The following is a 21,807-nucleotide window of genomic DNA, read 5'->3' on the forward strand; positions in this document are numbered from 1 at the left end:
AAGGACAACTGCGACGCTCAGAACCGACCCAACGACAACGTCGAGCGCAAGCTCGCCCGCCTGTTCGTGTCGAGCCGTGCGACCCGTGCCTCGACCGTGGGTCTGTCCCCGGCGTGAACGGACGGTCGATGACCGGGTAGAAATGGCCTTCCAGTGCTGGGTATCAGCTGCTGAGGTCGAACACGCCCCACGTGGTGAACGGCTCGGCCTGGACGTAGATCCTGCTTCCTCGGCCGACAACCCTCCGACGGCCGGGGGCAGAGCCATCAGACAAGGTGAGTAGGCCGACGTCCGTTGGCGTGACGGATGTTTCGGCGAGCTCTCCGAGGGCGAGTCGCTCCTGCTCCTCGCGGTAACCGCCGTAGAAGGCCACCAGATCACCATGGACGGCCACCGCCTTGGCCCCCCGTACCCGGTTCGCCCACACCCTCACGGGCCGCTCGGGACGGTCGGGGCGGATCTCGACGAGCGGGAAGTCCGTGTATGGGCACGCCCAGGCGGCCGTGCCCGACACGTTCAGGGCGTAGCAGTCGAAGAGACCGGGAATGTGGGCGTCGTCCGACGTCCAGGTGAGCTGGCCCGTGGCGCTCCAGCGGCGGATCCCGGCCGGATTCTCGTCGAAGTGCCCGACCCAGATATGGCCGGCCTCGTCCACGAGTAGGTGCTCGATGGCGTCCCCCACGGAGAAGGACGAGGTCTCACGGCCAAGCGCATCGAAAACCTGGACCTGGTTCGCGTCCTCGTACCGGCGGGTGCGAGACGCGGCGACGACGAACTCGCCGTCGGGCAGGCGGTCCAGATGCGGCCAGCGGGCCCGCACGGCGCTCAGCTCGGTGAGTTCGACGTTGCCGCCCGGATCGACGGAAACAACCAGTGCGTCAAAGGGCAGGACATCGCCGCCAGGCTGCGGAGCGCGTTCGGCAAGCAGCCAGTGGGCGGCGCCGAAAACGTCGACGGTACTGGTCAGAACGTGGCGGTCGTGGTGCGCTTGGGGGAGTCGGGCGTAGGGGACGAGGACGGTCTTCTGCACGGGCGGGCCCTCCTGAGTGGGCGGTCGGTCACGGCCATCGGGCGCTGCGGTGAGCGGCGGTCGGCGGCGCGCGAGCGGTGGAGAGCGGAGCGGGGTGCGGTGTTCTGTCCACGGAGGTTGGTGACAGGTTTCACGGTGGGGTGATCTTGAACGAGTGAGGGCCTTCCGGGTTCGGTGTGGATTGCGACATCTACACGGAACGATCAGAAGGCCCTCATGCCCCACCGTAATGCACCCCTGACCGAGACCGGACGTCTGCGTCTGGCCCGCTGCGTCGTCGAGGACGGCTGGCCCCTGCGACGGGCCGCCGAACGCTTCCAGGTCTCACCCACTACGGCTCAGCGGTGGGCCCGCCGCTACCGCGAACTGGGCGAGGCAGGCATGACTGACCGGTCCTCGCGCCCGCACCACAGCCCACGCCGGACACCGGCCCGCACCGAGCGGCGGATCATCAAGGTCCGTGTACTGCGCCGATGGGGACCGGCCCGCATCGCCTACCTCCTCGGTCTGAACCCCGCCACCGTCCACCGCGTCCTGACCCGTTACCGCCTCGCCCGCCTGGCCCATCTGGACCGTGCCACCGGCCGTGTCATACGCCGCTGCGAGCGCGAGAAGCCCGGCGAGCTGGTGCACGTGGACATCAAGAAGCTCGGCAACATCCCCGACGGCGGCGGCCACAAGACCCTTGGACGCCTGGCCGGCCGCAAGACCCGCTCCGGCGTTGGCTACAGCTACCTCCACAACGCCATCGACGACCATTCCCGCCTCGCCTACAGCGAGATCCTCACCGATGAGAAGAAGGCTCGCGGGTACAGGCGTAGTCGTGGCCGCGTTGCAGGGTTTGGTATCCGGCCCGTGATCGCCGGGGAGGGCACCGACGGGCCCGGTGCTCCCGGAGGATGAGGATCCGGGGCGCGCGCTCATCGTCACCAGCCCAGTTCCGTGTAGGGGCTGCCGACGGAGATCCCTTCGATGGCCGCGCGGGTGTAGTCGACGAGCTGCTTCGGCAAGTTCGTAGGCTCCCACCACTGCCATGACAGGCACTTGTCCGGCTCGAGCAGCTCGGGATCGCCCTTCCAGCGATGAGCCCGAAATACCAGCTGCATCAGTGGCGGTCCGCCGGGGGCGTCAACGACGTGCACGACATGCGCGAGTCTTACGTCTGCCGGGTCAATGACCAGCCCGGCTTCCTCTCGGGCCTCTCGAATCAGGCAGGTGAGAGCCGACTCCTGTTCGCACTTCCCCGATAGGTAATGCCAGGTGTTGCCCGCGAAAGCAGAGTCGGGGTGGCGCAGGCCGAGGAGAATCCGGCCCTCATCGTCCTGGAGGTGGAGGTGGACGCCGACTCCGTTCAGCACTGTCCGGCTACCCCCGTCGCGCACCGGCCGGGCGGCGACCGGTCGGGCGAGGGCCTGTTCGGCGGCGTGGCGGCGGATCAGATCGGGGAGTCCGGGGCTCAGCCGCAGCCTGTCCAGCTGGTCGGGGGTGAACCAGCGCAGCAGCACCCCCTCCCTGAGCTGGAGCCGGTCAGGGTCCCCGTTCCATCGGCCGCTGAAGACGCGGATGGGTACGTGGAGCCCATCGACGCTGATGGCCTCCTCCACGGCGTACGGCTTCAGATCTTCGAGGTGCAGACCGGGGACCTCCTCGGACAGCTCACGCGTCAGGGTGTCGGCAAGGTTCCGGTCGCCCCGCTCGCGTCCGCCGCCGAGCAGCGAGAGTGTCCATGGCTCCCAGATCCAGGGCCGGTCATCTCGAAGATGGAGAAGATAGGACCCGGCTCCGTCATGGACCAGAGCGGATGCGTTCACCGGCTCCGGCCGGCCGTCCAGCCCCGCGTCGCGGATCTTGGCGCGCAGGGTCGGAGAAGTGACGTCGCAGAGCGGGAGCCACCGGGCGGCGGACACCTCCTGCTCCTGCAAGGCGATCTCCGGCGGCAGCTCATCCACGAGGTAGAACACGAAGCGGAAGTCGTAGTGCTGGTGCTTCGGTTCGCCCTTGGCAGGGCTTTCGTCGATGTCGTGGACGTCGATGTCGATCGGTGCTCCGAGCGCCTGGGGGGTCAGGCACAGAGCGCCTGGTGGGATCCCCGCTTCCGCCAGTAGTTCGCGCAGGGCTGCGGCCAGCAACGTGGGGTCGCCGGGCTCGAGGTGGCCTCCTGGCAGGAGCAGCTTCCCGCCGGTTGCCCGGTGGGCGATGTGCAGCACCCGGCCGTCGCGGTCGACGACCGCGGCGCTGCAAGTGACGTGGCCGGGAAGAGTAGTACGGCTGGACGGGTCGTCAGGGCCGTCCAGGACGGCCAACAGCCCGGCCAGAGACTCTCGCTCCTTCGGACGCGTGGCCAGATAGCTTTCGGCAGTCGCGCGGATGTGTGGGCGAGTGTCCGGCACGTCAACACCTCGGGGAAGCATGGATGGACTGGTGGGTGGGTCGACGGAGGGCGTGGTCGCCGCGGTCCCCGGCGGAGCGTCAGTCTCCGGGACGGCGGAGACCTGCTCCGCTCCGGAGGCAGGGCGCCGTTCGATTCCGGAGGGCTGATGCACGGGGGTGAGGGCGGGATTCATGATGTCCTCCATTTGAGCGGGGAAGTGGCACTGGTGCTCTATAGACGCGGTGGATCGGGCTCCGTCACGGCTCGTTTTGTGAACACATGTTCTGATCGGGGCGTCGTGAGGGCCGGACCGGGATCGGATATTCGGTGTTCTGCCCGCACCATGAGGACACAAGATGGTGGGCATGACTGTGGCCGTCCCCGAACTGCACACCGCGCGCCTGCGGCTGCGCCCCTTCACCGACGCTGACGCGGAGCCCATGTTCGCGCTGCACAGCAGCGCCCATGTGATGCGCTACTGGGACTCCCCGCCGTGGGACGAACGGGCCCGCGCCGAGCGCTTCATCGCGACGTGCCGGAAGATGGCGGATGAGGGTACTGGGGCGCGGGTGGCCATCGCACGCGTTTCTGACGGGGCATTCGTCGGCTGGTGCGGTCTGGCCGGATGGAACCCGGATTACCGCAGCGCGTCGTTGGGCTATGTACTCGACGAGACGATGTGGGGCCACGGTTACGCGACAGAGGCCGCACACACCTTGCTGCGGTGGGCGTTCGACGCACTGGACCTGAATCGAGTTCAGGCCGAGACCGATACGCGCAACGTGGCTTCTGCCCGGGTCCTGCAGAAGCTCGGGTTCATGCGCGAAGGGACGCTGCGGGAAGACTGTGTGGTGAACGGCGAGGTGTCCGACTCGTGGGTGTTCGGGTTGATCAGGCGGGAGTGGCGGCCGTCGGCTGGGCCGGTTCCAGCCGGCGAAGTGCGGCCTTGAGTCCGTTTCTGGCAGAGGCCGCGTCCGGGGCGAGTCCGGTTCCGGCTGCCCACGGCCGGGAACGGGGGCAGCCGGCCCATCGCCCTGTGCTCCGATCCGCACGCCGTGCGGGGGTGCCCGCGTCCGGAGCGGATGCGGGCGGCAGAGCGCCGGGTCACGCTGGAGTCATGGCTACGCCTCCGATCGTGATCCACCGGCCGGCACCTTCCGGTGCGAGGCTCGTCACCGTGCACATCGCCGGCCGCGAAGAACGGCTCGGGCTCGCCCACAGCGACCACGACGTCATCGTGTTCCTCGCCGACGCCGGGCTGGCCAACCCTGAGGGGGCTCTCGACAGTGCGTCCCTCGTCGAGTGGCAGGGCGCCCCCGCCCACGAATACACAGCACCCTGATGCCGCTGGACTGGCCGTCCGTCCGTGAGCCTGTCGGCCCGTACTCCACCGCCTGACGTTCTCGGCCGGTTGCTGTGCGCCCGGTGAAGGAGCACGTGCGCTCCCGGACGGCAACCCGTCGCCCCCCTCTGGGCTCCGTCCGTCGCGGAGGCCCGGCCGACCTGGCGAGGGGCCAGGCTCCGGCTCGTGATCGTGCGATCGGCTCGCGGAGTCGGTAGCGTGGTCAGCACAGCTGCGGTCGGGACGGTCATGGCCGCTGAGACAGCCCCGGCACCCGGGAACCGTCCCGCTCAGTACTGCTGCGACGAGGGCGCCACGCAGGTGCGGAGAGCGGCTGCTCGGAATGGACGCGTTGGTGGCGGTGAGGCCGGCCCGTCGCAGATCAAGAGCTGTGTGCGGGACGGCTACGGTAGGGGAGTGGCTCCACCTCCCAACTCTCTCGGTGAATTCCTGCGCGCACGCCGGGCCCTCGTCCGGCCCGAGGAGGTGGGCCTCGCCCCCTCGTCGCGCCGTCGGCTGCCGGGGCTACGAAGGGAGGAGGTCGCCGCGCTTGCCGGGATCTCCGCGGCGTACTACGTGCGCCTGGAACGCGGCCGGGACCGTCACCCCTCACCGGAGGTGACGAACGCGCTCGCCCGCGTCCTGCTCCTCGACGCTGATGCCCGCGCCCACCTCCACACCCTTGCCCAAGGCCACCCCGTACCGCACCCGGCGCCTTACGCTCCGGAGACCGTCCCGGAGCCCGTACGGCAACTTGTGCTCAGCCGCACGGACACCCCCGCCTTCGTCCAGGGCCGCTACCAGGACGTCCTTGTCGCCAATGCTCTGGCCACCGCGCTGTCACCCAGCTATCGCGTCGGCGTCAATCTGCTGCGCGCCGCCTTCCTCGGCACCCGGGTCCGCGAGCTCTACGACGACTGGGACTTTGTCAGTGCCTCCGTCGTCGCTTCGCTGCGTGCCCTGGCGGGATCCGTACCCACCGATCCGCGTTTCGCCGCGCTCGTCGCTGAACTGCGCTCGGGAAGCGAGGAGTTCGGACTGCTGTGGGACCGGCACGACGTGCGCCCGCGGACCGCGGGTACCACCCGTCTGTTCCACCCCACGCTCGGCGTCCTCGATCTCCGTTACGAGAAGCTGAGCGTCCTGCCCGACGAGGGGCAGATCCTCGTCGTCTACCACGCCCCGCCCGGCAGCCGCGAGGCCGCGCTGTTCGCCTCGCTCGCCACCACCGCCGCACGACCTGAGGAGTCCCCCGCGTGAGCGCGCCCTCGCCTGCCCTGGGCGCCTTCCTGCGGGTCCGCCGTGACGCGCTCCCTCCTGAACGCGCAGGGCTGCCGGCGGGTACCGGCCGCCGCGGTGTGCCGGGCCTGCGCCGCGAGGAACTGGCCGGCCTCGCCGGGATCAGCCCTGAGTACTACACCCGCCTCGAACAGGGGCGTGACCGCAATCCCTCGCCCGAGATCCTCGCCGCGCTCGCCCGCGCCCTGCGGCTCGATCCCGCCGCCACCCGCCACCTGCACCGCCTGGGCGGGCATCTGCCCCCGGACGACCCGGCCGGCCCCGGCGACGCGGCCGGCCGGCTGCCCGCCGGGCTGCGCCAACTGCTGACCGTGTGGGACGACGTCCCGGCCGTCGTCCAGAACGCCTACCTGGACGTGCTCGCCGCCACCCCCGCCGCCACTGCCCTGGCCCCCTTCTACCGTCCCGGCGTCAACCTGCTGCGCGCCGCCTTCCTCGGGGACAGCGTCCGCCGGCGCTACCGCAACGCCCCCGAACTTCTCGCCCGTGCCGTCGCCTCGCTGCGTGCCTTCGCCGACCGCGTCCCCGACGACCCCCGCCTCGGCGCCCTGCGCGACGAGCTGACGGCCGCCTCACCGCAGTTCCGGACGCTCTGGGAGCGGTACGAGGTGAGCCCGCCGCCCGGCGGAACCGTGGAGATCGACCATCCGTCCGTGGGCCCTCTGAGCCTGGAGTACCAGCGCTTCGCCGTGCCGGGACTGGCCGGCACCCTCCTCGTGGTGCACACCGCCGTCCCGGGCACCCCGTCCGAGGCCGCGCTGGACCGGCTGGTGCGGGAGGTGTCGGCGGAGTCCTGAGGTCTCTGCTCAGCCGCCCAGCGTGTCGAGCCCGCGGTTGCCGCGTGCCCGCCCGTGCGGGTCCACGGCCGCGTCCTCGGCCGTGTCCTCGGCCGGGGCGAGGGCCATCGACGCGCCCTGGATCCCCGGTCCGATGAGGCCGACAGCGGTCGTCGCGGAGGCGCTCATCCGGCGATCAGCTCCTCGCCCGTCCGCCACAGCCGGTCCGCGTTCTGCCGGTCGAGGGCATAGGGTGCGACGCCGCCCGAGCCCAGGGCCCCGCTGCTCTCGATCACCGGGGATTCCGCGCAGTCCTCGAAGTACCGGCCCCCGATGCCCTCCAGCAGGGGCGAGGCAGCGAGCAGGACGCTGGTCGCCGCCCCCTGGGGGACCGTCTTGCGAAGGTGTTCGGGGGTGCGCAGGCCGCCGGTGTGCTGCTGGAGGTTGGTGGCGATGGCACCGGGGTTGAGGGCGTTGGCGCGAATGCCCGCACTGGACCAGCGCCGGTCCGCGCCGACGGCGAACAGGATGTCGGCGGTCTTCGACTGCCCGTACGCCGACCAGGGGTCGTACGGCCGGAAGCGGTAGTCGAGGTCGTCGAAGATCACCGGGGACATGAGGTGCCCGGTAGAGCTGACGGAGACGATCCGCGCGCCTCCGGCAGCAGCGAGCGCCGGGTAGAGCCCATGGGCCAGTGCGAAGTGACCCACGTAGTTCGTGCCGAACTGGAGCTCGCGGCCCTCCGGGGTACGGTCCAGCTCGGGGAGCGCCATGATCCCCGCGTTGTTGACGAGGATGTGCAGCGGGCCTGTCCAGGCGTCGGCGAAGGCGCGGACGGAGTGCAGGTCGGCGAGGTCGAGGGCGCGGGCGCTGACCCCCGGGTTTCCTGTGGTGCGGGTGATCTCGACGGCTGTTTCGGCGGCTGCCCCGGGCCGGCGGGCGGCGAGGACCACCTCGGCGCCCGCCGAGGCGAGCGCGCGGGCGGTCTCCGTGCCGAGGCCGGAGGTGGCACCCGTGACGACGGCTCGCCTGCCGGCCAGCGAGACGCCCCTGAGGACGTCGTCGGTGGTGGAGGTGAAGCCGAAGGGAGTCCGGAGGAGCTGGTCCATGGAAGTGTTCCTTGTCGTCATGGTGCGGAAGCGGAGACGCGGGCGGCTCAGACGCCGGTGGCCCGCGCCGACAGGTCCCACAGCCGCGCGGCCGACTCCGGGTCGAGGGCGTGCGGCGCCACACCGACCGGCTCCGCCTCCCGCGCGAACAGGGCGGGGTCGATGACAGGCGCCTCGTTGGAGTTCTGGAAGTACCGGCCACTGACGCCGTCGAGCAGCGGGGACGCGGCGACCAGCACCGACGTGGCAGCGCCCTGGTCCGCACTGCGCCAGGGGTAGCTGTCGTACACGGCGCGGGCCTCGTCCGACATGTCCTCACCGAAGGCGTGTTTCTGCAACGGGGACTTGATCCCGCCGGGCATCAGCGAATTGGCCGTGATGCCGTCCGCCGCCCAGCGCGTGGCGGCCTCGGCCGCGAAGAGGACGACGGCCGACTTCGACTGGCCGTAGGCGAGGAAGGGATCATAGGGGCGCTCGCCGAAATTGATGTCGTCGAACACGACCGGGGATGCCAGGTGGCCGGTCGAGCTGACGGCGGCGATCCGTCCGCCGACGGAGGCGAGCGCGTCGTGCAGCCCGGTCGCGAGGGCGAAGTGGCCGAGGTGGTTGGTGGCGAACTGGCGCTCCCAGCCGTCGGCGGTCAGGCTGAGCTCGGGGAGGGCCATGATCCCGGCGTTGTCGACCAGCATGTGCAGCGGGCCCTCCCAAGCACGGACGAGGCCGCGCACCGAGGTGGGTTCGCTGAGGTCGAGCGGCACCGCTGTCACGGCCTCGTTCCCGGTGTCCGCCGTGACGCCGACGGCCGCTTCACGAGCCCGTTCCAGGCCGCGGGCGGCGATCACGACCCGTGCCCCGGCTCGGGCGAGGGCGCGGGCGGTCGCGAGCCCGACTCCGGAGGAACCCCCGGTCACGAGTGCGGTGCGACCGTGCAGGTCGACCCCGCTGAGTACGTCGTCAGCGGTGGACTCACGGTCGAAGGAGGTGGTGAGCAGAGCCATGGAACATCCCTGGAGTCTTGAGCGGAACCTTGCTCCTCCACCATCCGTCCGACCCACGTCCCAGGCCATTGCCCTGCCAAGGGGGAGAGCGGCAGGGCCACCCCGGGAATAAAGCCGGTGCACCGGTGCGGTAGCGGCCCGGCGGCGTGCCGGCCACGAAGGTCCGGGGACGGGTGAGGTCCATGCGGTGAGTTCCTTTGGGCCGCTGACGGGGTGAGGAAGCCGTCGGGGCTAAAATCCGGCATCCTCGCGTGGTTGCCGCCAGGGCCCAATCGGGCTGGGCGGTCTCTCGATGTAATATCGATGCTGGAATAAATTAACGCTAATAACTGTGAGTGTCGTTCGGCTGCTACCGTGTGCCCATGGCTGGTGAGAAGGCAACAAGGGGCGGCGTCGTCTACGCGCAGATTCGCGAGGACATCTTCCAGGGCGTGTTCGAGCCGGGACAGCGGCTCCGCCTGGTGGAGCTGTCCCAGCGCTTCTCGGTCAGCCAGTCGGTCGTGCGCGAAGCACTCACCCGCCTGTCCGAGCAGGGCCTCGTCCACGCCGCACCACAACAGGGCTTCAGCGTGGTCACGGTGTCTCTGGCGGATCTGAACGAACTGACGGAAGCCAGGGTCGAGATCGAGACCCTGGTTCTGCGCCGGTCGATGGAGCGCGGGGACATCAAGTGGGAGGCGTCCGTGGTCGCGGCCCACCACCACCTGGCCGGCACCGACGGAGTACGGGCCGACGGCACCCTGAACAGTGAGTGGTTCGCCGTGCACGAACGCTTCCACCAGACCCTGCTGGAGGCGTGCGGCAACGGCAGGCTGCTGGCCGCCGCCCTCAGTCTGCGGGACGCGGCCACGCTCTACCGGCGCTGGTCGTTGCCCGTCGGTCACGACACCGAGCGCGATGTCGCGGGCGAGCACCAGGCGCTCGTCGACGCCGTACTGGCCAAGGACGTCGACGCGGCGGCCGGGCTGCTCGCCCGGCACATCGACCGCACCTCCCAGGCTCTGCGCGCCGTGATCGAGAAGGACCCCGCCGCAGTCGCCTAAGGGCAGTCGCGCGATCCCCGGCGGGCCACGTCGAATGCGGCACCCCGCGAGGCGACGGCCCGGCGGTGATCAGCGCGGCGACGCAGCGCATGCTGCTCTCACGACGGCAAGGACGACGTCATGACGGCTCACCACGACCCCGCTCCCTCCGGCTGGATCCGCCGGCTCACCCCCGACCGCGCGCACCCGCCCGCCAGTTCGGCGCGCACCATAGCCGAGGCGACCGACCGCCTCGGCTCCCGGCCCGTGGCCTGGGCCGTCGAAGTCGGTGACGAACTAGCCCGGGTGATCACCCGGGAGGTTCCCGAGCTGGGCGGCGGACAGGCACCCTTCGAAACCCTCCGGATGGGTACCGAAGCCGCGACGCTGCGCGCACTGCTCCTGCTGGCGGATCCGGCGGCCGACCGTGCGGTTCCCGAGGAATCCCTGCTCGGAGACCGCGAGTTCGCCCGGCGGCGGCTGGGCCTGGACAAGGTGTTGCGCGGCATCCGCGTCGCCCACGCCGCGCTGACGCAGGCCCTGATGGCCGCGTGCCAGGAACGGACCGCGCCGTCCGAACGCGCGGAGCAGTTCCGCCGCATCTCCGAGCTGCTCTTCGGCTTCATGGACGAGTTCTCCTCCCGGATGACAGCCGAATACCTGGCCGAGCACGACCGTTGGCTCGCCAGCGGTGCCGTGGCGCGTGAGGAGGCCGTCCGGGCGATTCTCGACGGGCAGCCGGTCCGGGAGGAATCAGCGCGCGAGCTCCTCGCCTACCGGCTGGCGGGCCGCCACCTGGCCGTTGTCGCGTGGTGCGACAGCCCGACCGCCGACACCGCGGCCGATCTGCAGCGAACGGCGGCCGAACTGCTGCACCTGCGGGGCTGCTCCTCCGTCCTGGTCCTCCCCGTGGGCCGGACCACCCTCTGGGCCTGGGGCGAACCGCACACATCGTTCCCTCCGGCGGCACCGGGGGAATACCCGTACCCGGACGGCTTCCGTTTCGCGTTCGGATCGGTTCGCCAGGGCGTTCCAGGGTTCCGCCAGTCGCACGAGGACGCCCAGCACGCGGCCCGCGTCGTGCGGCTCAACCCTCGCGGCACGGGTTCGGCCGTCGACTACCCCGACATCGCGCTGCCGGCCCTGCTCTGCGCCGACCTGCCCGCCCTGCGCCGATTCGTGGGCGACGAACTCGGGGCACTGGCGGCCGACAACCCTCACGCGGAGCAACTGCGCCGGACGCTGCGCCTGTACCTGCGCAACGAGCGCAGCCTGATGGCGGCCGCGGCGCAGCTGCACGTGGCGCGCAACACCGTCACCTACCGGGTCAAGCGAGCTCAGGAACTGCTCGGACATGACCCGGCATCCCGGCTGCCCGAGGCGATGGCGGCTCTGGAGGCCGCCCGGGTGCTGGGCCCCGCCGTGCTGCGGCCGGGAGGCACCGGCCCGCAGGACGATCCCTCCCGTCACTCCTGATCATCCGCTCAGATCAGCGGAGTGACCTGCTCCTCGATGCCCAGCAGCGCCCGCCCGTACAGCTCGCCGGCAATGGCCGGGTTGACCACCGCGTGCCGGCTGCCCGTCTCCTGGTCCCGCCAGATCCGCTGCAGCGGGTTCGCCTCGGCGAAGCTGCCGGCGCCCTGGATGCTCAGCAGCAGATCCAGGGCCTCACGGGAACGCCGCGCCACGTATCCGGTGTCCATCCGGACCCGGGCCCGCGTCTCGAACGGCATGTACTCGTCCCGGGCCGCCCAGCTGTCGATGTCGTCGGCGGCCCGCATCAGGTGCAGACGGGCGGTGTCGATCAGCTGGGCGGCCTCCGCCAGCTGGATCTGTGTCGAGGGCGCTTCACTGGCGTGCTCGTAGAAGGTGTAGGAGATGCCCTTGCCCTTGGCCAGGGAGGCCTTGACCAGGTCCATCCCCGCCTGGGCCAGCCCCACTTGCGGACCGGCCAGCACCAGCGCGAGGACGGGCACCAGCGCCGAGCGGTACAGCACCTCGTCCTTGAGTTCGGTCGGATACGCCCCCTGCACCCCCTGCGTCACCGACAGAACGCGGTGCTCGGGAACGAACACCTCGTCGGCGACGAGGGTGTTGCTGCCCGTGCCCCGCATGCCGGCGACGTACCAGGTGTCCTCGATCGTCAGCTCGTGGATCGGGATGAGAGCGGCGCCCTGGTCGGTCTGCTGACCGGAGGCGTCCACGACGGGGATGCCGAGCGTCGCCCACTGCGCGTGCAGGCTGCCGGAGGCGAAACCCCAGCGGCCCGTGACGACCAGCCCGCCGTCGACCGCCCGGCTGGTGGCGCTGGGCGCGAGGACACCGCACACCCGCGCGTCGGGGTTCTTCCCCCACACCTCCTGCTGGGCCCGCTCGGGATACAGGCCGACCATCCAGTTGCACACGTTGACCAGCGTCGCCACCCAGGCCGTGGACCCGCATCCGCGCGCCAGCTCCGAGGAGACCTCCAGAAGGGTCCGGAAGTCCGACTCGTGGCCGCCGAAGCGTCCCGGCACGGTCAGCCGGAACAGCCCGGCCTCGGTCAGCGCCTCGATGTTCTCCTCGACAACCCTGCGGTCGGCTTCCGTGCGGGCGGCGTTGTCCCTCAGCAGGGGAACCAGCGCCGTCGCCCGCTCCTTCAACGGTGTGGTGGACGCCGCGGGCGGCTGCGGGGCTGATGCGGTCGTGGTCATGCTGTCCTCCGGGCGTGGCACGGTTCGTACGGCGCACCTCGGGTGACGAGGCGCCGCTCCTGTCCTGGGATTGCACGCCCGGTTCGCCCGGCTGTCTTGGTTCCGGGACCGCACAATCGCGACCGTCTCTTGCGCTGCCGGACCAGTCGGGCGGCTCTTTGGGCGCGGCACCCAAGCCCGTTCATCCGGCTTGGCCCCCCGGCCCAGTGCGATGAGGAGAAGACCGTGGAATCACTGGACCGAGAGCCCGGATCCCGCCCCCTGGAGGCCGCTGTGCCCACGTCTTCCCCCGCCGCGACGGTGCTGCCCGTCACCGCCCCCGACCCGGCCGTGTTCCGCCAGGTCCTGGGCCACGTACCGACCTCCGTGTGTGTGGTGACCGCCAGGACACCGTCGGGCCCGGTGGGCGTCACGGTCGGCAGCTTCACATCGGTGTCCCTCGACCCGCCGCTGGTGGTCTTCTACGCCGGCCGGACCTCGGCCAGCGCCGAGGCGATCGTCGGCGCCGGGAGCTTCCGAGTGAACGTACTGGCCGAGGACCAGCAGGAGGTGTGCACGGCGTTCGCCCGGCGGACGCCGGACCGGTTCGCGCTGGGGGACTGGGAGTTCGGGTCGCACGCGGCCCCGCGGCTCGGTGGGGCGGTGGCCTGGATCAGCTGCGACGTCGAGGGGAGTTTTCCGGCGGGGGACCACCTGGCGGTGGTGGGCCGGGTACGGGACCTTGCCGCGGCCCGTCCGCCCCGCAGGCCCCTGATCTTCCACCGCGGCGGCCCTGCCCGGCTCGACCGCGCCCACGGCGTACACGCGCCCACCCATTCGTTCGGCTGGTGGGACCGCTGAACTCCGGCCCGCGGGACGGCACATGAGAGCCGCCCGGAGCGGACGGACCAGCCACGACGGACCCCGGCCGATACCGGGCTCCACCCCTCCCGCACGCTTCCCGTCACGGAGCGGCGTGAGTGCCGCCGGGGCGCGCTGCCCGCTGTCCTTCCTCCTCCAGCCGCCGGGAGATCGCGCGGGCCGTCGCCCGTACGGCCGGGCCGAAGCCCGCCTCCGCGAAGCCGGTACTGGGCGCGACCACCGACAGCGCCGCCACCACCTCGTGGCCGTCCCGTACCGGCGCGGCCACGGTGCTCCGCGGCCAGGGACGACTCTGCCGGGCGTAGGCGTGATCACCACGCCGTACCTCCGCGAGCATGCGACGCAGGTCGGCAGAGGTGACGATGTCGTCATGGCCCTCTCCCGGCTCGTAGGCCTCGATGGCGTGGTCCTGGACGGGCGCCGGGGCGTACGCGAGCAGCACAAGCCCGGCGCCGGTGGACGTGAGCGGAAGCCGGCCTCCCACGCGGTACTGGACGGGACTGGCGTCGAGCGCAGAAAGCCGTTCGACGAGCACTGCCTCCTGCTGCTCGCGCACGGCGAGCAGTACGTGCTGCCGCGTGACATGGAAGAGGTCTTCCATGAAGGGCATGGCCACGGACCGCAACCCGTGGCCGCGCGGCGCCAGGGACGCGGTCTCCAGCAACCGCAGCCCCACGACGTAACGCCCGTCATCGAGACGTTCCAGCGCGCCCAGGCGGACGAGGGTGCGGGCGAGTCGCAGCGCACTGCTGCGGGGGATGTCGCTCCGCTGGGCGAGTCCGGCGAGGGACAGCGCGCGGTGGTCGCTGTCGAACGTGTTGAGCAGGGCGAACGCCCGGTCGACAACCGGCCGGCCCTCGGCCGGTTTCCTGCCGCGGCGTGGCTGAGCACCGCCGTCCGAACCCTGCGTTCCATTCATTGGCATCACTCATTCCATCTTACGGCCGCCTTCCTACGCTGGCTCAGGTACGGACCCGCACATCCAGGGAGCCCCACATGACCCCGACCGGTCTCATCGACGTCCACGCCCACTTCGTCACCGACAGCTACGTCGCGGCGGCCCGGTCCGCCGGGATCGAGCACCCCGACGGAATGCCCGGCTGGCCCGCGTGGAGCGTCGAACAGCACCTCGACCTGATGGACCGCTCGGGAATCGAGAAGTCCTACGTATCGATCTCCTCCCCGGGCGTGCACTTCGGGGACGACGTCGCGGCCCGCGCCCTGGCACGGGAGGTGAACGAGTTCGCCGCCGGGGTCCGCCACGAGCATCCGCGGCGGTTCGGTCACTTCGCCTCCCTGCCGCTGCCCGACGTCGAGGGCTCGCTCGCCGAAGCCGCCCACGCCCTCGACGTACTCGGTGCGGACGGGGTCGCCGTGGAGACCAACCACCACGGCGTCTACCTCGGCGACCCGCGCTTCGAACCGCTGTGGGAGGACCTCGACCGCCGCGGAGCCCTCGTCTTCGTCCACCCCACCTCGCCGCCCCACGCCGATGACGTCTCGCTGGGCCGGCCGCGGCCGATGCTGGAGTTCCTCTTCGACACCGCCCGCACCGCGAGCGACCTGCTCCTGCGCGGAGTGTTCACCCGCTTTCCGCGGATTCGCTGGGTACTGACCCACGGCGGGGGAGCGCTGCCGCTGCTCGCCGACCGCATCGACATGTTCAGCGCCGTGTTCCGTGACGGCTCCAAGGACGCGCCCAGCGCCCTGGAGGAGCTCGGCCGCGTCTGGTACGACATGGCCGGGACGCCCTTCCCCCGCCAGATTCCGGCCCTGGACGCCGCGTTCGGCACCGAGCGCCTCCTGTACGGCAGCGACTACTGCTGGACACCCGCCGAAGGTGCGCTCGTCCAGGTCGCGTCCGTCGACGCGGCGGCGCAGCCGTCCGCCACCGACACCTGGCGCGACCTCACCACCCGCAACGCCCACCGGCTGTTCGCGGGGTGACGCCCGCCCGAAGGCCGTAGCCCCGAAGCCCGAAGCCCCGAAGCCCCGAAGTCGTATGGCACCAAGGAGAGATATGAGCAGGTACGTCGAGCCGTCCAGGATCAACGGGCGGGTGCTGGTCAGGGATGTCACCGTGGTCGATCCGCTGGACGGGCGCCGCACTCCCGGTCAGGACGTGGTGGTCGAAGGGAACCGGATCACGGCGGTGACGGCGACCGGCGCGCCGGCCGAGGGCGCACACGTGGTGGAGGGGCGGGGCCGGTGCGTCGTCCCGGGGCTCATGGACATGCACATGCACGCCCTCAACACGCCCAAGGACGTCGACGGCACCTACGCCCTGATGCTCGCCAACGGCGTCGTCGGCTTCCGCCAGATGTCGGGGAACAGGGCGCTGCTGAGGTCCCGGAGTCAGGGCACGCTGCCCCGGCCGACGGGTGCGCCGACACTCAAGGCGACAGCCGGTGACCTGCTGACCCCGCTGAACGCGAGCACCGCCGAAGGCGCGGTGCGGGCCGTACGCGAACAGCACCGGGACGGCGCCGACTTCGTCAAGGCGGGCATGACGACCCGCGAGACCTTCCTCGCGGCCCTCCAGGAGGCGAACCGCCTCGGCATCCGTCTCGGCGGCCACCTGCCTGCCGACCTCGACCCCCGGGAGGCCGCACGCGCCGGGGTGTGGTCGATCGAGCACCTCGGCCCCGGCGTCACCGTGTTCGCCGCGGCGTCGTCCAAGGAGAGCGAGGTCCGCGCGGGCAACCCCACCCGCAAGCTCCCGCCGATCCCCAGGGTCAAGATCCCCGGCGCGGACAAGCTGGCGATGAAGCTGATCAAGGGAATGGTCACGAACCCCGCGACCAGCATGTCCGAAGGGGAAGCGCACGCCTACGAACTGGCCGACGGCTCCTACGACCAGCAGAAGGCGGAGGAACTGGCCGCCCTGTTCGTCGAACACACCACCTGGCAGTGTCCGACCCTGATCCGGGTCCACACCCAGCAGTTCGGCGACTCGCCGGAACACACCGAGGACCCGAGGCGCCGGTACATGGCTCCGGAGGAGCTGCGCACCTGGGACAAGTCGGTGAAGAAGTTCGCCAGGCTCCCCGACGTCACCCGCAACGCCCTGCACAACCACTGGGCCGCGCAGCTGCGGATGACCAAGACCTTCGCCGATGCCGGCGTGCCGATGGTCGCGGGAACGGACGCGTGCGGGGCTGCCGGGATCATCCCGGGCTTCGCCCTCCACGACGAGTTCGACCATCTCGCCGAAGCCGGACTCGACCCGCTGACCATCCTGCGGATGACAACGACCGAGCCGGCCCGGTTCCTCGGGGAGGAAGGCGACTTCGGCCGGATCGCGCCGGGTATGCCCGCCGATCTGGTGCTTCTCGACGAGGATCCGCTGGAGAGCCACACCGCCCTCCGTGCGATCGCCGGGGTGATGAGGGAGGGTTCCTGGTGGTCCCGCGCCGAGCTCGACGCCGTCGTGGAGCGGATCGCCGCCAAGCCAGGTGCCCACTGACCGCGGTCGCTGTCCGGCTGCTTACGTGTGCCGTGGGGCTGCCGGTACCGCGAACTGGTCGGTCAGGAAGGAGAGCACGGCCGGGATGACGGCGAGGTCGCTGTGTCCGGCGCCGCTCACGATGTCCAGACGTGTGGCGATGCCGTGCCGGTCCCAGTTCTCGCGCAGTTCGCTCATGCGGTCCATACGGCTGTCCGGTTGTTCGGCGCCTTCCCAGACGTCGACGTGGGTGTCGTCCTCCCCGATGACGAGCTGCACGGGTACGTCAGCCATGGCCGCGGTGTCCGGAGCGGTCCCGAAGAGCTCCGCGCTGTCAGCGGTGCCCCGCCACCAGCGGGTCCGGGTGTCCAGGAGGGTGGTGCGGCCCGGGGCGCCGACGGAGAGGGAGGCCAGGCGATGAGGGTGGAGGTAGAAGAAGCGGTGGGCGAACTGGCCGCCACCGGAGAAGCCGTGGAGGTGGAAACGGTCGGTTCGGATGTGCCACCGGCCGGCCGCTTCCTTGATCATGTCGAGCAGGAGAAGGTCGGCCCGGAAGCCCGGCGCGGTCAGGAATTTGTAGCTGTCGAGGTCGTTGGGGCCGGTCACCCCGGCCGGGAACAGCGGCGCGAGTACGACGCAGTCGCGTTCTTCGGCGAAGTCGGCGAAGTGGTCGCGGACCTGGCCGACGTTCCGGTGCGTTCCGTGGACGGCCACGACGAGGGGGCGGGGTTCACCGGTGTTGCTGTGCCCGCGGGGGACGTACAGGCAGTAGGAGACGCGCGGGTCGCCGGTGAGTGCGAACAGCGGCGTGGACCCGGTGAGGAAGAGCTGCGCGGGGTGGTCGGGAGGCAGGTGCCAGGGAGACAGGGGGCGTTCGGTGGGCATCGGTGCGGCTCCGGAATGCGTGAGGAGGAGGTGCGGGCGCGGGTCAGAGGGCCGGTGGCAGCTCCATGTCCATGAGCGGGGCGTACTGCTGACCGGCGTAGCAGTCGGTGTCGTGGAGGTCGCCCTGAACGGTGGGGCGGGGCAGGGAGACCTTGACGGCGAGTGCGCCGGGGTGGTTCACGACGAGGATCTGGTCGGGGTCGGTGCCGTAGAGGGACGCGAAGAGGTGCTTGTCGAGGAATCCGGTCGCCACAAGTGCGTCGTAGGCGGCTCGGTCGCGGCACATGAAGTCGAAGGTGAGGCTGAAGGGTCCGGCGTTCTTGGAGCGGACCAGGGAGCAGTAGTCGAGCAGGGTGGCCATGGGTTTCACAGCTCCTCGGTGGTGGTGCGGAACAGTTCGGTGGGCGTGATGCCGGTGGCGACGTGGTTGAGGGTGAAGCGGTAGAGCGGTCCGCGGTCCGTCTCGGGGGGCGAGTAGGGGTAGGCGAGGGTGGAGACGAGTCCGTCGTACTCGGCGATGGGCAGGTGGCTGCTGGCGTGCGCCACGAAGGTGGCGATCGCGTGGGCGGTGGCCTGGTCGTGGGCGGTCACGGTGATCAGCACGCCGAGTTCGCGGGGCTGGAGGGGCTCGGGCTCTGTGCCGTTGAGAACGGCTCCGCCGCCGTAGAGGCGGTAGTCGATGTCGACGGATACCGGGTCCACCGAGCCTTCGAAGACGTCGAGGATCTTCGCGTCGAAGTACTGCTGGGCGAACGGCAGGAGCCCCGGCAGGGCGTCGATGACGACGCGGTCGCGGACGCCGCCGATGATGACGGTCTGGTAGCCGACGAGTTCGGCGCCTTCGAGTTTGTTGGTGTAGCCGTCGGCCGGGAGATAGCGGGCTCCCCGGACGCGGACGGTCCGCTCGTCGACGGCCTCGTAGGTGGCGTCGGTGGTGTCCAGGACGCCCGAGGGTTCGGCGATGTGGAACGGGTCGGCGTTCTCGTACAGGGTGTGGGCGGCGACCGAGCGGGGGGTGAGACGGGTGCCGTCGGCGAGGGTGGTGACGTCGAAGTGGTCGTCGCGCAACGTCGCGAGCAGGCCGTTGGCGGAGGGCGGGACGGCGCAGGCGGCGCCGCACTCGATGGTCTTGGCCAGGTGCCAGGCGAGACCCGGATCGGCGCCGCGCAGGTGGGGGAGGGCGGCGAACAGGGCGGTGTCGGAGGCACGGCCGGCGAGGATGACGTCGCAGTCCTCGACCAGAGCCTCCTGGATGGGTTCGACGCCCATCATCGCCACCGTGTGGCTGCGCCCGAACACCTCACGGTCGATCTCGGGTGCGTGGGCGAGTGGCCGGATGCGGCCCGCGTCGTAGAGGTCCTGAAGGCGTTCGGCGGGCTGGTCGGAGTAGATCAGCGCGACCTTGAAGTGCAGGTTCTCCTCTGCGGCGATACGGCGGGTGAGGGCTGCCACCTCGTCGACTCCGACATCGCGGCCGGAGGTGCCGCACGAGCCGATGATGAGCGGCACGTTCAGCTCGTCGCGGGCCTTCAGCAGGAGCCGCAGGTCGCGCGCGACGGCCTGGGCCGAGAGCTTGGGCGTGCCGGAGCCGAGGGCCGCGGGGCCGGAGTCGGTGGACCCGGCGTCGCAGGCGATCACATGGGGACGGGCTTCGACGCCGCGACGGAACGCGTCCGCGTCGAAGCCGGCGCCCAGAGCCCCGGTGGGGGCGAGGATGCGGAGTTCCATGGGGTCAGGACCTTTCGTTGTGCTGGTGGAACGGTTCTTCACGCCGTGCTCCGGTCCGGAGTCCGGCGGGCCAGCAGGGTGAAGACGGCGAAGGTGACCGCGGCGAAGACGGCGGCGTTCAGCATCATGAAGCGCCAGCTCGTGAGGTCCACGGTGATGCCGAGGATCGCCGGGCCCAGGGCCATGCCGGCGGAGGAGGCGATGGTGTAGAGGGCGGTGTAGGTGCCGAGCACCTTCTGGGTCGGGGCCAGGTCCCAGAGCGCGACCAGCGCGTTGACCGCGAACGAGGCGTAGCCGATGGCGGACAGGACCGTCGAGACGACCGTTCCCGGGACAGTCGGGACGGCGAAGCCGACCAGCAGGCCGATGACGAACAGGCCGACGCCGTAGCGCATGGCGCGCAGTTGCCCGAGCCGGTCGGAGCCGTAGGCGAGGGGCAGCACGCACACCAGGAAGGCGACGGCACCCGGCAGAGCGAGCCCACCGGCCTCGCCGCGGGTCAGCCCGAGCACCTCGGTGCCGTACGGCGTGTTCAGCGAGCGCAGCGCGGTCCACATGCCCGAGAAGCAGAAGATGCCGATCATCAGCAGCACGGTCGGGCTGGAGGGGCTGCGTACCGCGTCCTTCAGGACCGCCCAGGGAGAGGTGAACTCCGGCACGTCCTCCTGACCCTCGATGGGCTGCTCGGGCAGGACGGCCCGCTCGTGCCGGCGGCCGAGGAACACCCAGGACAGCCCGAGCATGATCAGCATCAGGGCCGGGGGGATCGCGAACGCCAGGTGCAGGCTGCGGTCCACGACCAGCAGGCTGATCAGGGACGAGACGATGATGGTGAGGCTGACACCGGCCTTGATGAACCCCTGCGCCCTGCTGCGGCTCCCGGCCGGGACGTAGTCGGATATCAGTGTCTCGGTCACGCCCTTGAAGGCGTTGGCGACCAGGGCGAACCCGACGACGCAGACCATCAGCACGGGAAGACTGCCCGCCCAGGGAATGAGGACGAACGGGACCGCGGCGATCACGGCACCGGCCAGCACGATCGGCCACCGTCCCGCCCGTCGGCGTACGAGCCTGTCGGAGAGGAACCCCACGGACGGCTGGGTGAAGACCCCCAAGGAGTGGTCGAGACCCATGATCAGACCGACGACGCCGGCGGAGGCAACGTAATGGCGCAGCTGCTCGGGGACTTGGGCGTCGTAGAAGTTCCAGACCGATTCCTGGGCGAAGACCGCCAGGGTGACCCACAGCACCGCGCTCGCGCTCATCCGCTTTCCGGGGGCGGGTGCCGGTGGCGCGAGGGTGGGAGTCCCTTCCGACGCGGTCGCGTCGGGGTGGTCATGCAGCATGGCGGCTCCTTGCCATATGCTATAGCAACAGGGGTGTGCGTATGCCCCGACCACGTCCATGGTCAGACGGGCGTGCGGATGGAGGCGTCCGGTCAGCTGCTGGAGAGCTGATTCAGCGCCTCGCGGTGGTGACGTGCGGCCAGCAGCTCGGCCCGCTCCTCGTCCCGGTCGACAAGGGCGTCGAGCAGACTGCGGTGTTCGCGGAACCGCCGGCGGAAGGCCTCGGCGCGTTCCGGGGCGAGCTTGATCGTCAGATCGAGGCGCTCCTCGTCACTGAACGCGCGGGCCTGCTGGAGCAGGCCTTCGAGCACCGGGTTGCCGACCGCCGCTTCCACTTGGTGGTGGAAGCGGCGCATGAGGCGATGGATGGCCACCAGCTTGTCGGTCGCGTCGGTGTGCGTTCCGTGTTCGGCCAGGTCCCGCTCGATCTGTCCGGCCAGGGAGTCGGCCTGCTCCAGCACCCCGGCCAGATCCGCGAGCTGGGCATCGGTGGCGTTGCGGGCGGCCAGGCGTGCCATGAGGGCCGACAGCCGCACCTCGGCCTCGACGATCTCCGAGCGCGCGGAAGCCGAGTGGTCGGCGATCCGCAGCGCCCGGGTCCCGACCCGCTCCACCACCTTCTCGTGCACCAGCTGGCGCAGCGCCTCGCGCACGGGCGTGGGGCTGACGCCCAGGCGGGCCGCGAGATCGCGTTCGGTGATCTTCTCGCCCGGCTGCAACGAACCCTCACGGACTGCGGCGCGAAGCCGCCGGTAGGCCTGGTCGGCCAACGACGTCGTCTCCATGGGGCTGAGGGCATCGGAACTCATGCCCGCAAGATTGGCTCCGCTATAGCAAATAGTCAATAGGTGGTTTGGGTGTGATCGGCGTGGCCGTGTCAGTTGCTGCCACCGTGCCGGGGC

The 21,807-nt window shown here is 70.7% G+C and carries 21 protein-coding genes and 1 pseudogene; 10 read left to right on the forward strand and 12 right to left on the reverse strand.

Going from position 1 to position 21,807, the window contains the following annotated elements:
- Nucleotides 1-163: 163 nt before the first annotated feature.
- A complete protein-coding gene (locus OG892_RS36780; protein WP_073734114.1) occupies nucleotides 164-1,030 on the reverse strand; it encodes a hypothetical protein in 867 nt (288 codons plus the stop codon).
- A 216-nt stretch (nucleotides 1,031-1,246) separates the two neighbouring features.
- On the opposite strand from OG892_RS36780, the pseudogene OG892_RS36785 reads away from it, so the two are divergent.
- A pseudogene (locus OG892_RS36785) lies at nucleotides 1,247-1,834 on the forward strand (helix-turn-helix domain-containing protein); the annotation flags it as partial.
- Between the two features lie 122 nt (nucleotides 1,835-1,956).
- Here the strand turns inward: OG892_RS36785 and OG892_RS36790 are convergent.
- Nucleotides 1,957-3,420 carry an NUDIX domain-containing protein gene (locus OG892_RS36790; protein ID WP_371631341.1) on the reverse strand — a complete coding sequence of 488 codons (1,464 nt, stop codon included), beginning with the start codon at nucleotides 3,418-3,420 and terminating at the stop codon, nucleotides 1,957-1,959.
- Between the two features lie 346 nt (nucleotides 3,421-3,766).
- On the opposite strand from OG892_RS36790, the gene OG892_RS36795 reads away from it, so the two are divergent.
- The 4 genes from OG892_RS36795 to OG892_RS36810 all read left to right on the forward strand — a co-directional run bounded on the left by OG892_RS36795 (nucleotide 3,767) and on the right by OG892_RS36810 (nucleotide 6,839).
- Complete coding sequence (locus OG892_RS36795) at nucleotides 3,767-4,351, forward strand: GNAT family N-acetyltransferase (RefSeq protein WP_371631342.1); 585 nt, start codon at nucleotides 3,767-3,769, stop codon at nucleotides 4,349-4,351.
- A 167-nt stretch (nucleotides 4,352-4,518) separates the two neighbouring features.
- The gene (locus OG892_RS36800) at nucleotides 4,519-4,743 is read left to right on the forward strand and encodes a hypothetical protein (protein ID WP_073734112.1); all 225 of its coding nucleotides are present in this window, start codon (nucleotides 4,519-4,521) and stop codon (nucleotides 4,741-4,743) included.
- A gap of 417 nt (nucleotides 4,744-5,160) precedes the next feature.
- Complete coding sequence (locus OG892_RS36805) at nucleotides 5,161-6,003, forward strand: helix-turn-helix transcriptional regulator (protein ID WP_327340338.1); 843 nt, start codon at nucleotides 5,161-5,163, stop codon at nucleotides 6,001-6,003.
- Entirely contained in the window at nucleotides 6,000-6,839 is an 840-nt protein-coding gene (locus OG892_RS36810; protein WP_371631343.1) for a helix-turn-helix domain-containing protein, read from the forward strand. The genes OG892_RS36805 and OG892_RS36810 overlap by 4 nt, the downstream gene beginning before the upstream one ends.
- A 9-nt stretch (nucleotides 6,840-6,848) precedes the next feature.
- Here the strand turns inward: OG892_RS36810 and OG892_RS36815 are convergent, their stop codons facing one another.
- Genes OG892_RS36815 through OG892_RS36825 form a run of 3 tightly spaced genes read right to left on the reverse strand, consistent with a single transcriptional unit; the run spans nucleotide 6,849 to nucleotide 8,925 of the window.
- Nucleotides 6,849-7,007 carry a hypothetical protein gene (locus OG892_RS36815; RefSeq protein WP_371631344.1) on the reverse strand — a complete coding sequence of 53 codons (159 nt, stop codon included), beginning with the start codon at nucleotides 7,005-7,007 and terminating at the stop codon, nucleotides 6,849-6,851.
- A complete protein-coding gene (locus OG892_RS36820) occupies nucleotides 7,004-7,927 on the reverse strand; it encodes an SDR family NAD(P)-dependent oxidoreductase (RefSeq protein ID WP_371631345.1) in 924 nt (307 codons plus the stop codon). The genes OG892_RS36815 and OG892_RS36820 overlap by 4 nt, the downstream gene beginning before the upstream one ends.
- Before the next feature lie 47 nt (nucleotides 7,928-7,974).
- Entirely contained in the window at nucleotides 7,975-8,925 is a 951-nt protein-coding gene (locus OG892_RS36825) for an SDR family NAD(P)-dependent oxidoreductase (protein WP_328864408.1), read from the reverse strand.
- 362 nt (nucleotides 8,926-9,287) lie between these two features.
- On the opposite strand from OG892_RS36825, the gene OG892_RS36830 reads away from it, so the two are divergent.
- On the forward strand, nucleotides 9,288-9,968 hold the full coding sequence (locus OG892_RS36830; protein WP_073734707.1) for a GntR family transcriptional regulator: 681 nt from the start codon (nucleotides 9,288-9,290) through the stop codon (nucleotides 9,966-9,968).
- A gap of 120 nt (nucleotides 9,969-10,088) precedes the next feature.
- A complete protein-coding gene (locus OG892_RS36835; RefSeq protein ID WP_371631346.1) occupies nucleotides 10,089-11,423 on the forward strand; it encodes a PucR family transcriptional regulator in 1,335 nt (444 codons plus the stop codon).
- 8 nt (nucleotides 11,424-11,431) lie between these two features.
- Here the strand turns inward: OG892_RS36835 and OG892_RS36840 are convergent, their stop codons facing one another.
- Nucleotides 11,432-12,640 carry an acyl-CoA dehydrogenase family protein gene (locus OG892_RS36840; RefSeq protein WP_371631347.1) on the reverse strand — a complete coding sequence of 403 codons (1,209 nt, stop codon included), beginning with the start codon at nucleotides 12,638-12,640 and terminating at the stop codon, nucleotides 11,432-11,434.
- 273 nt (nucleotides 12,641-12,913) lie between these two features.
- Between OG892_RS36840 and OG892_RS36845 the strand changes: the two genes are divergently transcribed.
- Nucleotides 12,914-13,480 (forward strand): flavin reductase family protein, encoded by a 567-nt coding sequence (locus OG892_RS36845; RefSeq protein WP_371631348.1) that lies wholly within the window; start codon nucleotides 12,914-12,916, stop codon nucleotides 13,478-13,480.
- 103 nt (nucleotides 13,481-13,583) lie between these two features.
- Here OG892_RS36845 and OG892_RS36850 read toward each other — a convergent pair whose 3' ends face one another.
- A complete protein-coding gene (locus OG892_RS36850; protein ID WP_073734106.1) occupies nucleotides 13,584-14,420 on the reverse strand; it encodes an IclR family transcriptional regulator in 837 nt (278 codons plus the stop codon).
- A gap of 77 nt (nucleotides 14,421-14,497) precedes the next feature.
- Here OG892_RS36850 and OG892_RS36855 point away from each other — a divergent pair, with 77 nt between their 5' ends.
- Together OG892_RS36855 and OG892_RS36860 are read left to right on the forward strand one after the other, a co-directional pair.
- On the forward strand, nucleotides 14,498-15,448 hold the full coding sequence (locus OG892_RS36855; protein WP_327340345.1) for an amidohydrolase family protein: 951 nt from the start codon (nucleotides 14,498-14,500) through the stop codon (nucleotides 15,446-15,448).
- A gap of 73 nt (nucleotides 15,449-15,521) precedes the next feature.
- On the forward strand, nucleotides 15,522-16,967 hold the full coding sequence (locus tag OG892_RS36860) for an amidohydrolase family protein (protein ID WP_327340346.1): 1,446 nt from the start codon (nucleotides 15,522-15,524) through the stop codon (nucleotides 16,965-16,967).
- A gap of 21 nt (nucleotides 16,968-16,988) precedes the next feature.
- On the opposite strand, the gene OG892_RS36865 is transcribed toward OG892_RS36860, so the two are convergent.
- From OG892_RS36865 to OG892_RS36885, 5 genes are all read right to left on the reverse strand, one after another.
- Nucleotides 16,989-17,831 (reverse strand): poly(aspartic acid) hydrolase, encoded by an 843-nt coding sequence (locus tag OG892_RS36865; RefSeq protein WP_371631349.1) that lies wholly within the window; start codon nucleotides 17,829-17,831, stop codon nucleotides 16,989-16,991.
- Between the two features lie 43 nt (nucleotides 17,832-17,874).
- Nucleotides 17,875-18,192 (reverse strand): DUF4387 domain-containing protein, encoded by a 318-nt coding sequence (locus OG892_RS36870; protein WP_073734102.1) that lies wholly within the window; start codon nucleotides 18,190-18,192, stop codon nucleotides 17,875-17,877.
- A gap of 5 nt (nucleotides 18,193-18,197) precedes the next feature.
- A complete protein-coding gene (locus OG892_RS36875) occupies nucleotides 18,198-19,559 on the reverse strand; it encodes an acyclic terpene utilization AtuA family protein (RefSeq protein ID WP_371631350.1) in 1,362 nt (453 codons plus the stop codon).
- A gap of 38 nt (nucleotides 19,560-19,597) precedes the next feature.
- The gene (locus OG892_RS36880) at nucleotides 19,598-20,905 is read right to left on the reverse strand and encodes an MFS transporter (protein ID WP_327340349.1); all 1,308 of its coding nucleotides are present in this window, start codon (nucleotides 20,903-20,905) and stop codon (nucleotides 19,598-19,600) included.
- A gap of 92 nt (nucleotides 20,906-20,997) precedes the next feature.
- Nucleotides 20,998-21,714, reverse strand: a complete 717-nt coding sequence (locus OG892_RS36885; protein ID WP_079193288.1) for a GntR family transcriptional regulator — start codon at nucleotides 21,712-21,714, stop codon at nucleotides 20,998-21,000.
- Nucleotides 21,715-21,807: the final 93 nt, after the last annotated feature.

This window comes from Streptomyces sp. NBC_00341, assembly GCF_041435055.1.
Classification (GTDB): domain Bacteria; phylum Actinomycetota; class Actinomycetes; order Streptomycetales; family Streptomycetaceae; genus Streptomyces.

What these genes read in the sequence shown, in the direction of transcription:
- OG892_RS36795 (WP_371631342.1), top strand. Translation starts at nt 3,767, where the DNA reads ATGACTGTGGCCGTCCCCGAACTGCACACCGCGCGCCTGCGGCTGCGC.
- OG892_RS36800 (WP_073734112.1), top strand. Translation starts at nt 4,519, where the DNA reads ATGGCTACGCCTCCGATCGTGATCCACCGGCCGGCACCTTCCGGTGCG.
- OG892_RS36815 (WP_371631344.1), bottom strand. Translation starts at nt 7,007, where the DNA reads ATGAGCGCCTCCGCGACGACCGCTGTCGGCCTCATCGGACCGGGGATC.
- OG892_RS36820 (WP_371631345.1), bottom strand. Translation starts at nt 7,927, where the DNA reads ATGGACCAGCTCCTCCGGACTCCCTTCGGCTTCACCTCCACCACCGAC.
- OG892_RS36825 (WP_328864408.1), bottom strand. Translation starts at nt 8,925, where the DNA reads ATGGCTCTGCTCACCACCTCCTTCGACCGTGAGTCCACCGCTGACGAC.
- OG892_RS36830 (WP_073734707.1), top strand. Translation starts at nt 9,288, where the DNA reads ATGGCTGGTGAGAAGGCAACAAGGGGCGGCGTCGTCTACGCGCAGATT.
- OG892_RS36835 (WP_371631346.1), top strand. Translation starts at nt 10,089, where the DNA reads ATGACGGCTCACCACGACCCCGCTCCCTCCGGCTGGATCCGCCGGCTC.
- OG892_RS36840 (WP_371631347.1), bottom strand. Translation starts at nt 12,640, where the DNA reads ATGACCACGACCGCATCAGCCCCGCAGCCGCCCGCGGCGTCCACCACA.
- OG892_RS36850 (WP_073734106.1), bottom strand. Translation starts at nt 14,420, where the DNA reads ATGAATGGAACGCAGGGTTCGGACGGCGGTGCTCAGCCACGCCGCGGC.
- OG892_RS36855 (WP_327340345.1), top strand. Translation starts at nt 14,498, where the DNA reads ATGACCCCGACCGGTCTCATCGACGTCCACGCCCACTTCGTCACCGAC.
- OG892_RS36860 (WP_327340346.1), top strand. Translation starts at nt 15,522, where the DNA reads ATGAGCAGGTACGTCGAGCCGTCCAGGATCAACGGGCGGGTGCTGGTC.
- OG892_RS36865 (WP_371631349.1), bottom strand. Translation starts at nt 17,831, where the DNA reads ATGCCCACCGAACGCCCCCTGTCTCCCTGGCACCTGCCTCCCGACCAC.
- OG892_RS36870 (WP_073734102.1), bottom strand. Translation starts at nt 18,192, where the DNA reads ATGGCCACCCTGCTCGACTACTGCTCCCTGGTCCGCTCCAAGAACGCC.
- OG892_RS36875 (WP_371631350.1), bottom strand. Translation starts at nt 19,559, where the DNA reads ATGGAACTCCGCATCCTCGCCCCCACCGGGGCTCTGGGCGCCGGCTTC.
- OG892_RS36880 (WP_327340349.1), bottom strand. Translation starts at nt 20,905, where the DNA reads ATGCTGCATGACCACCCCGACGCGACCGCGTCGGAAGGGACTCCCACC.
- OG892_RS36885 (WP_079193288.1), bottom strand. Translation starts at nt 21,714, where the DNA reads ATGAGTTCCGATGCCCTCAGCCCCATGGAGACGACGTCGTTGGCCGAC.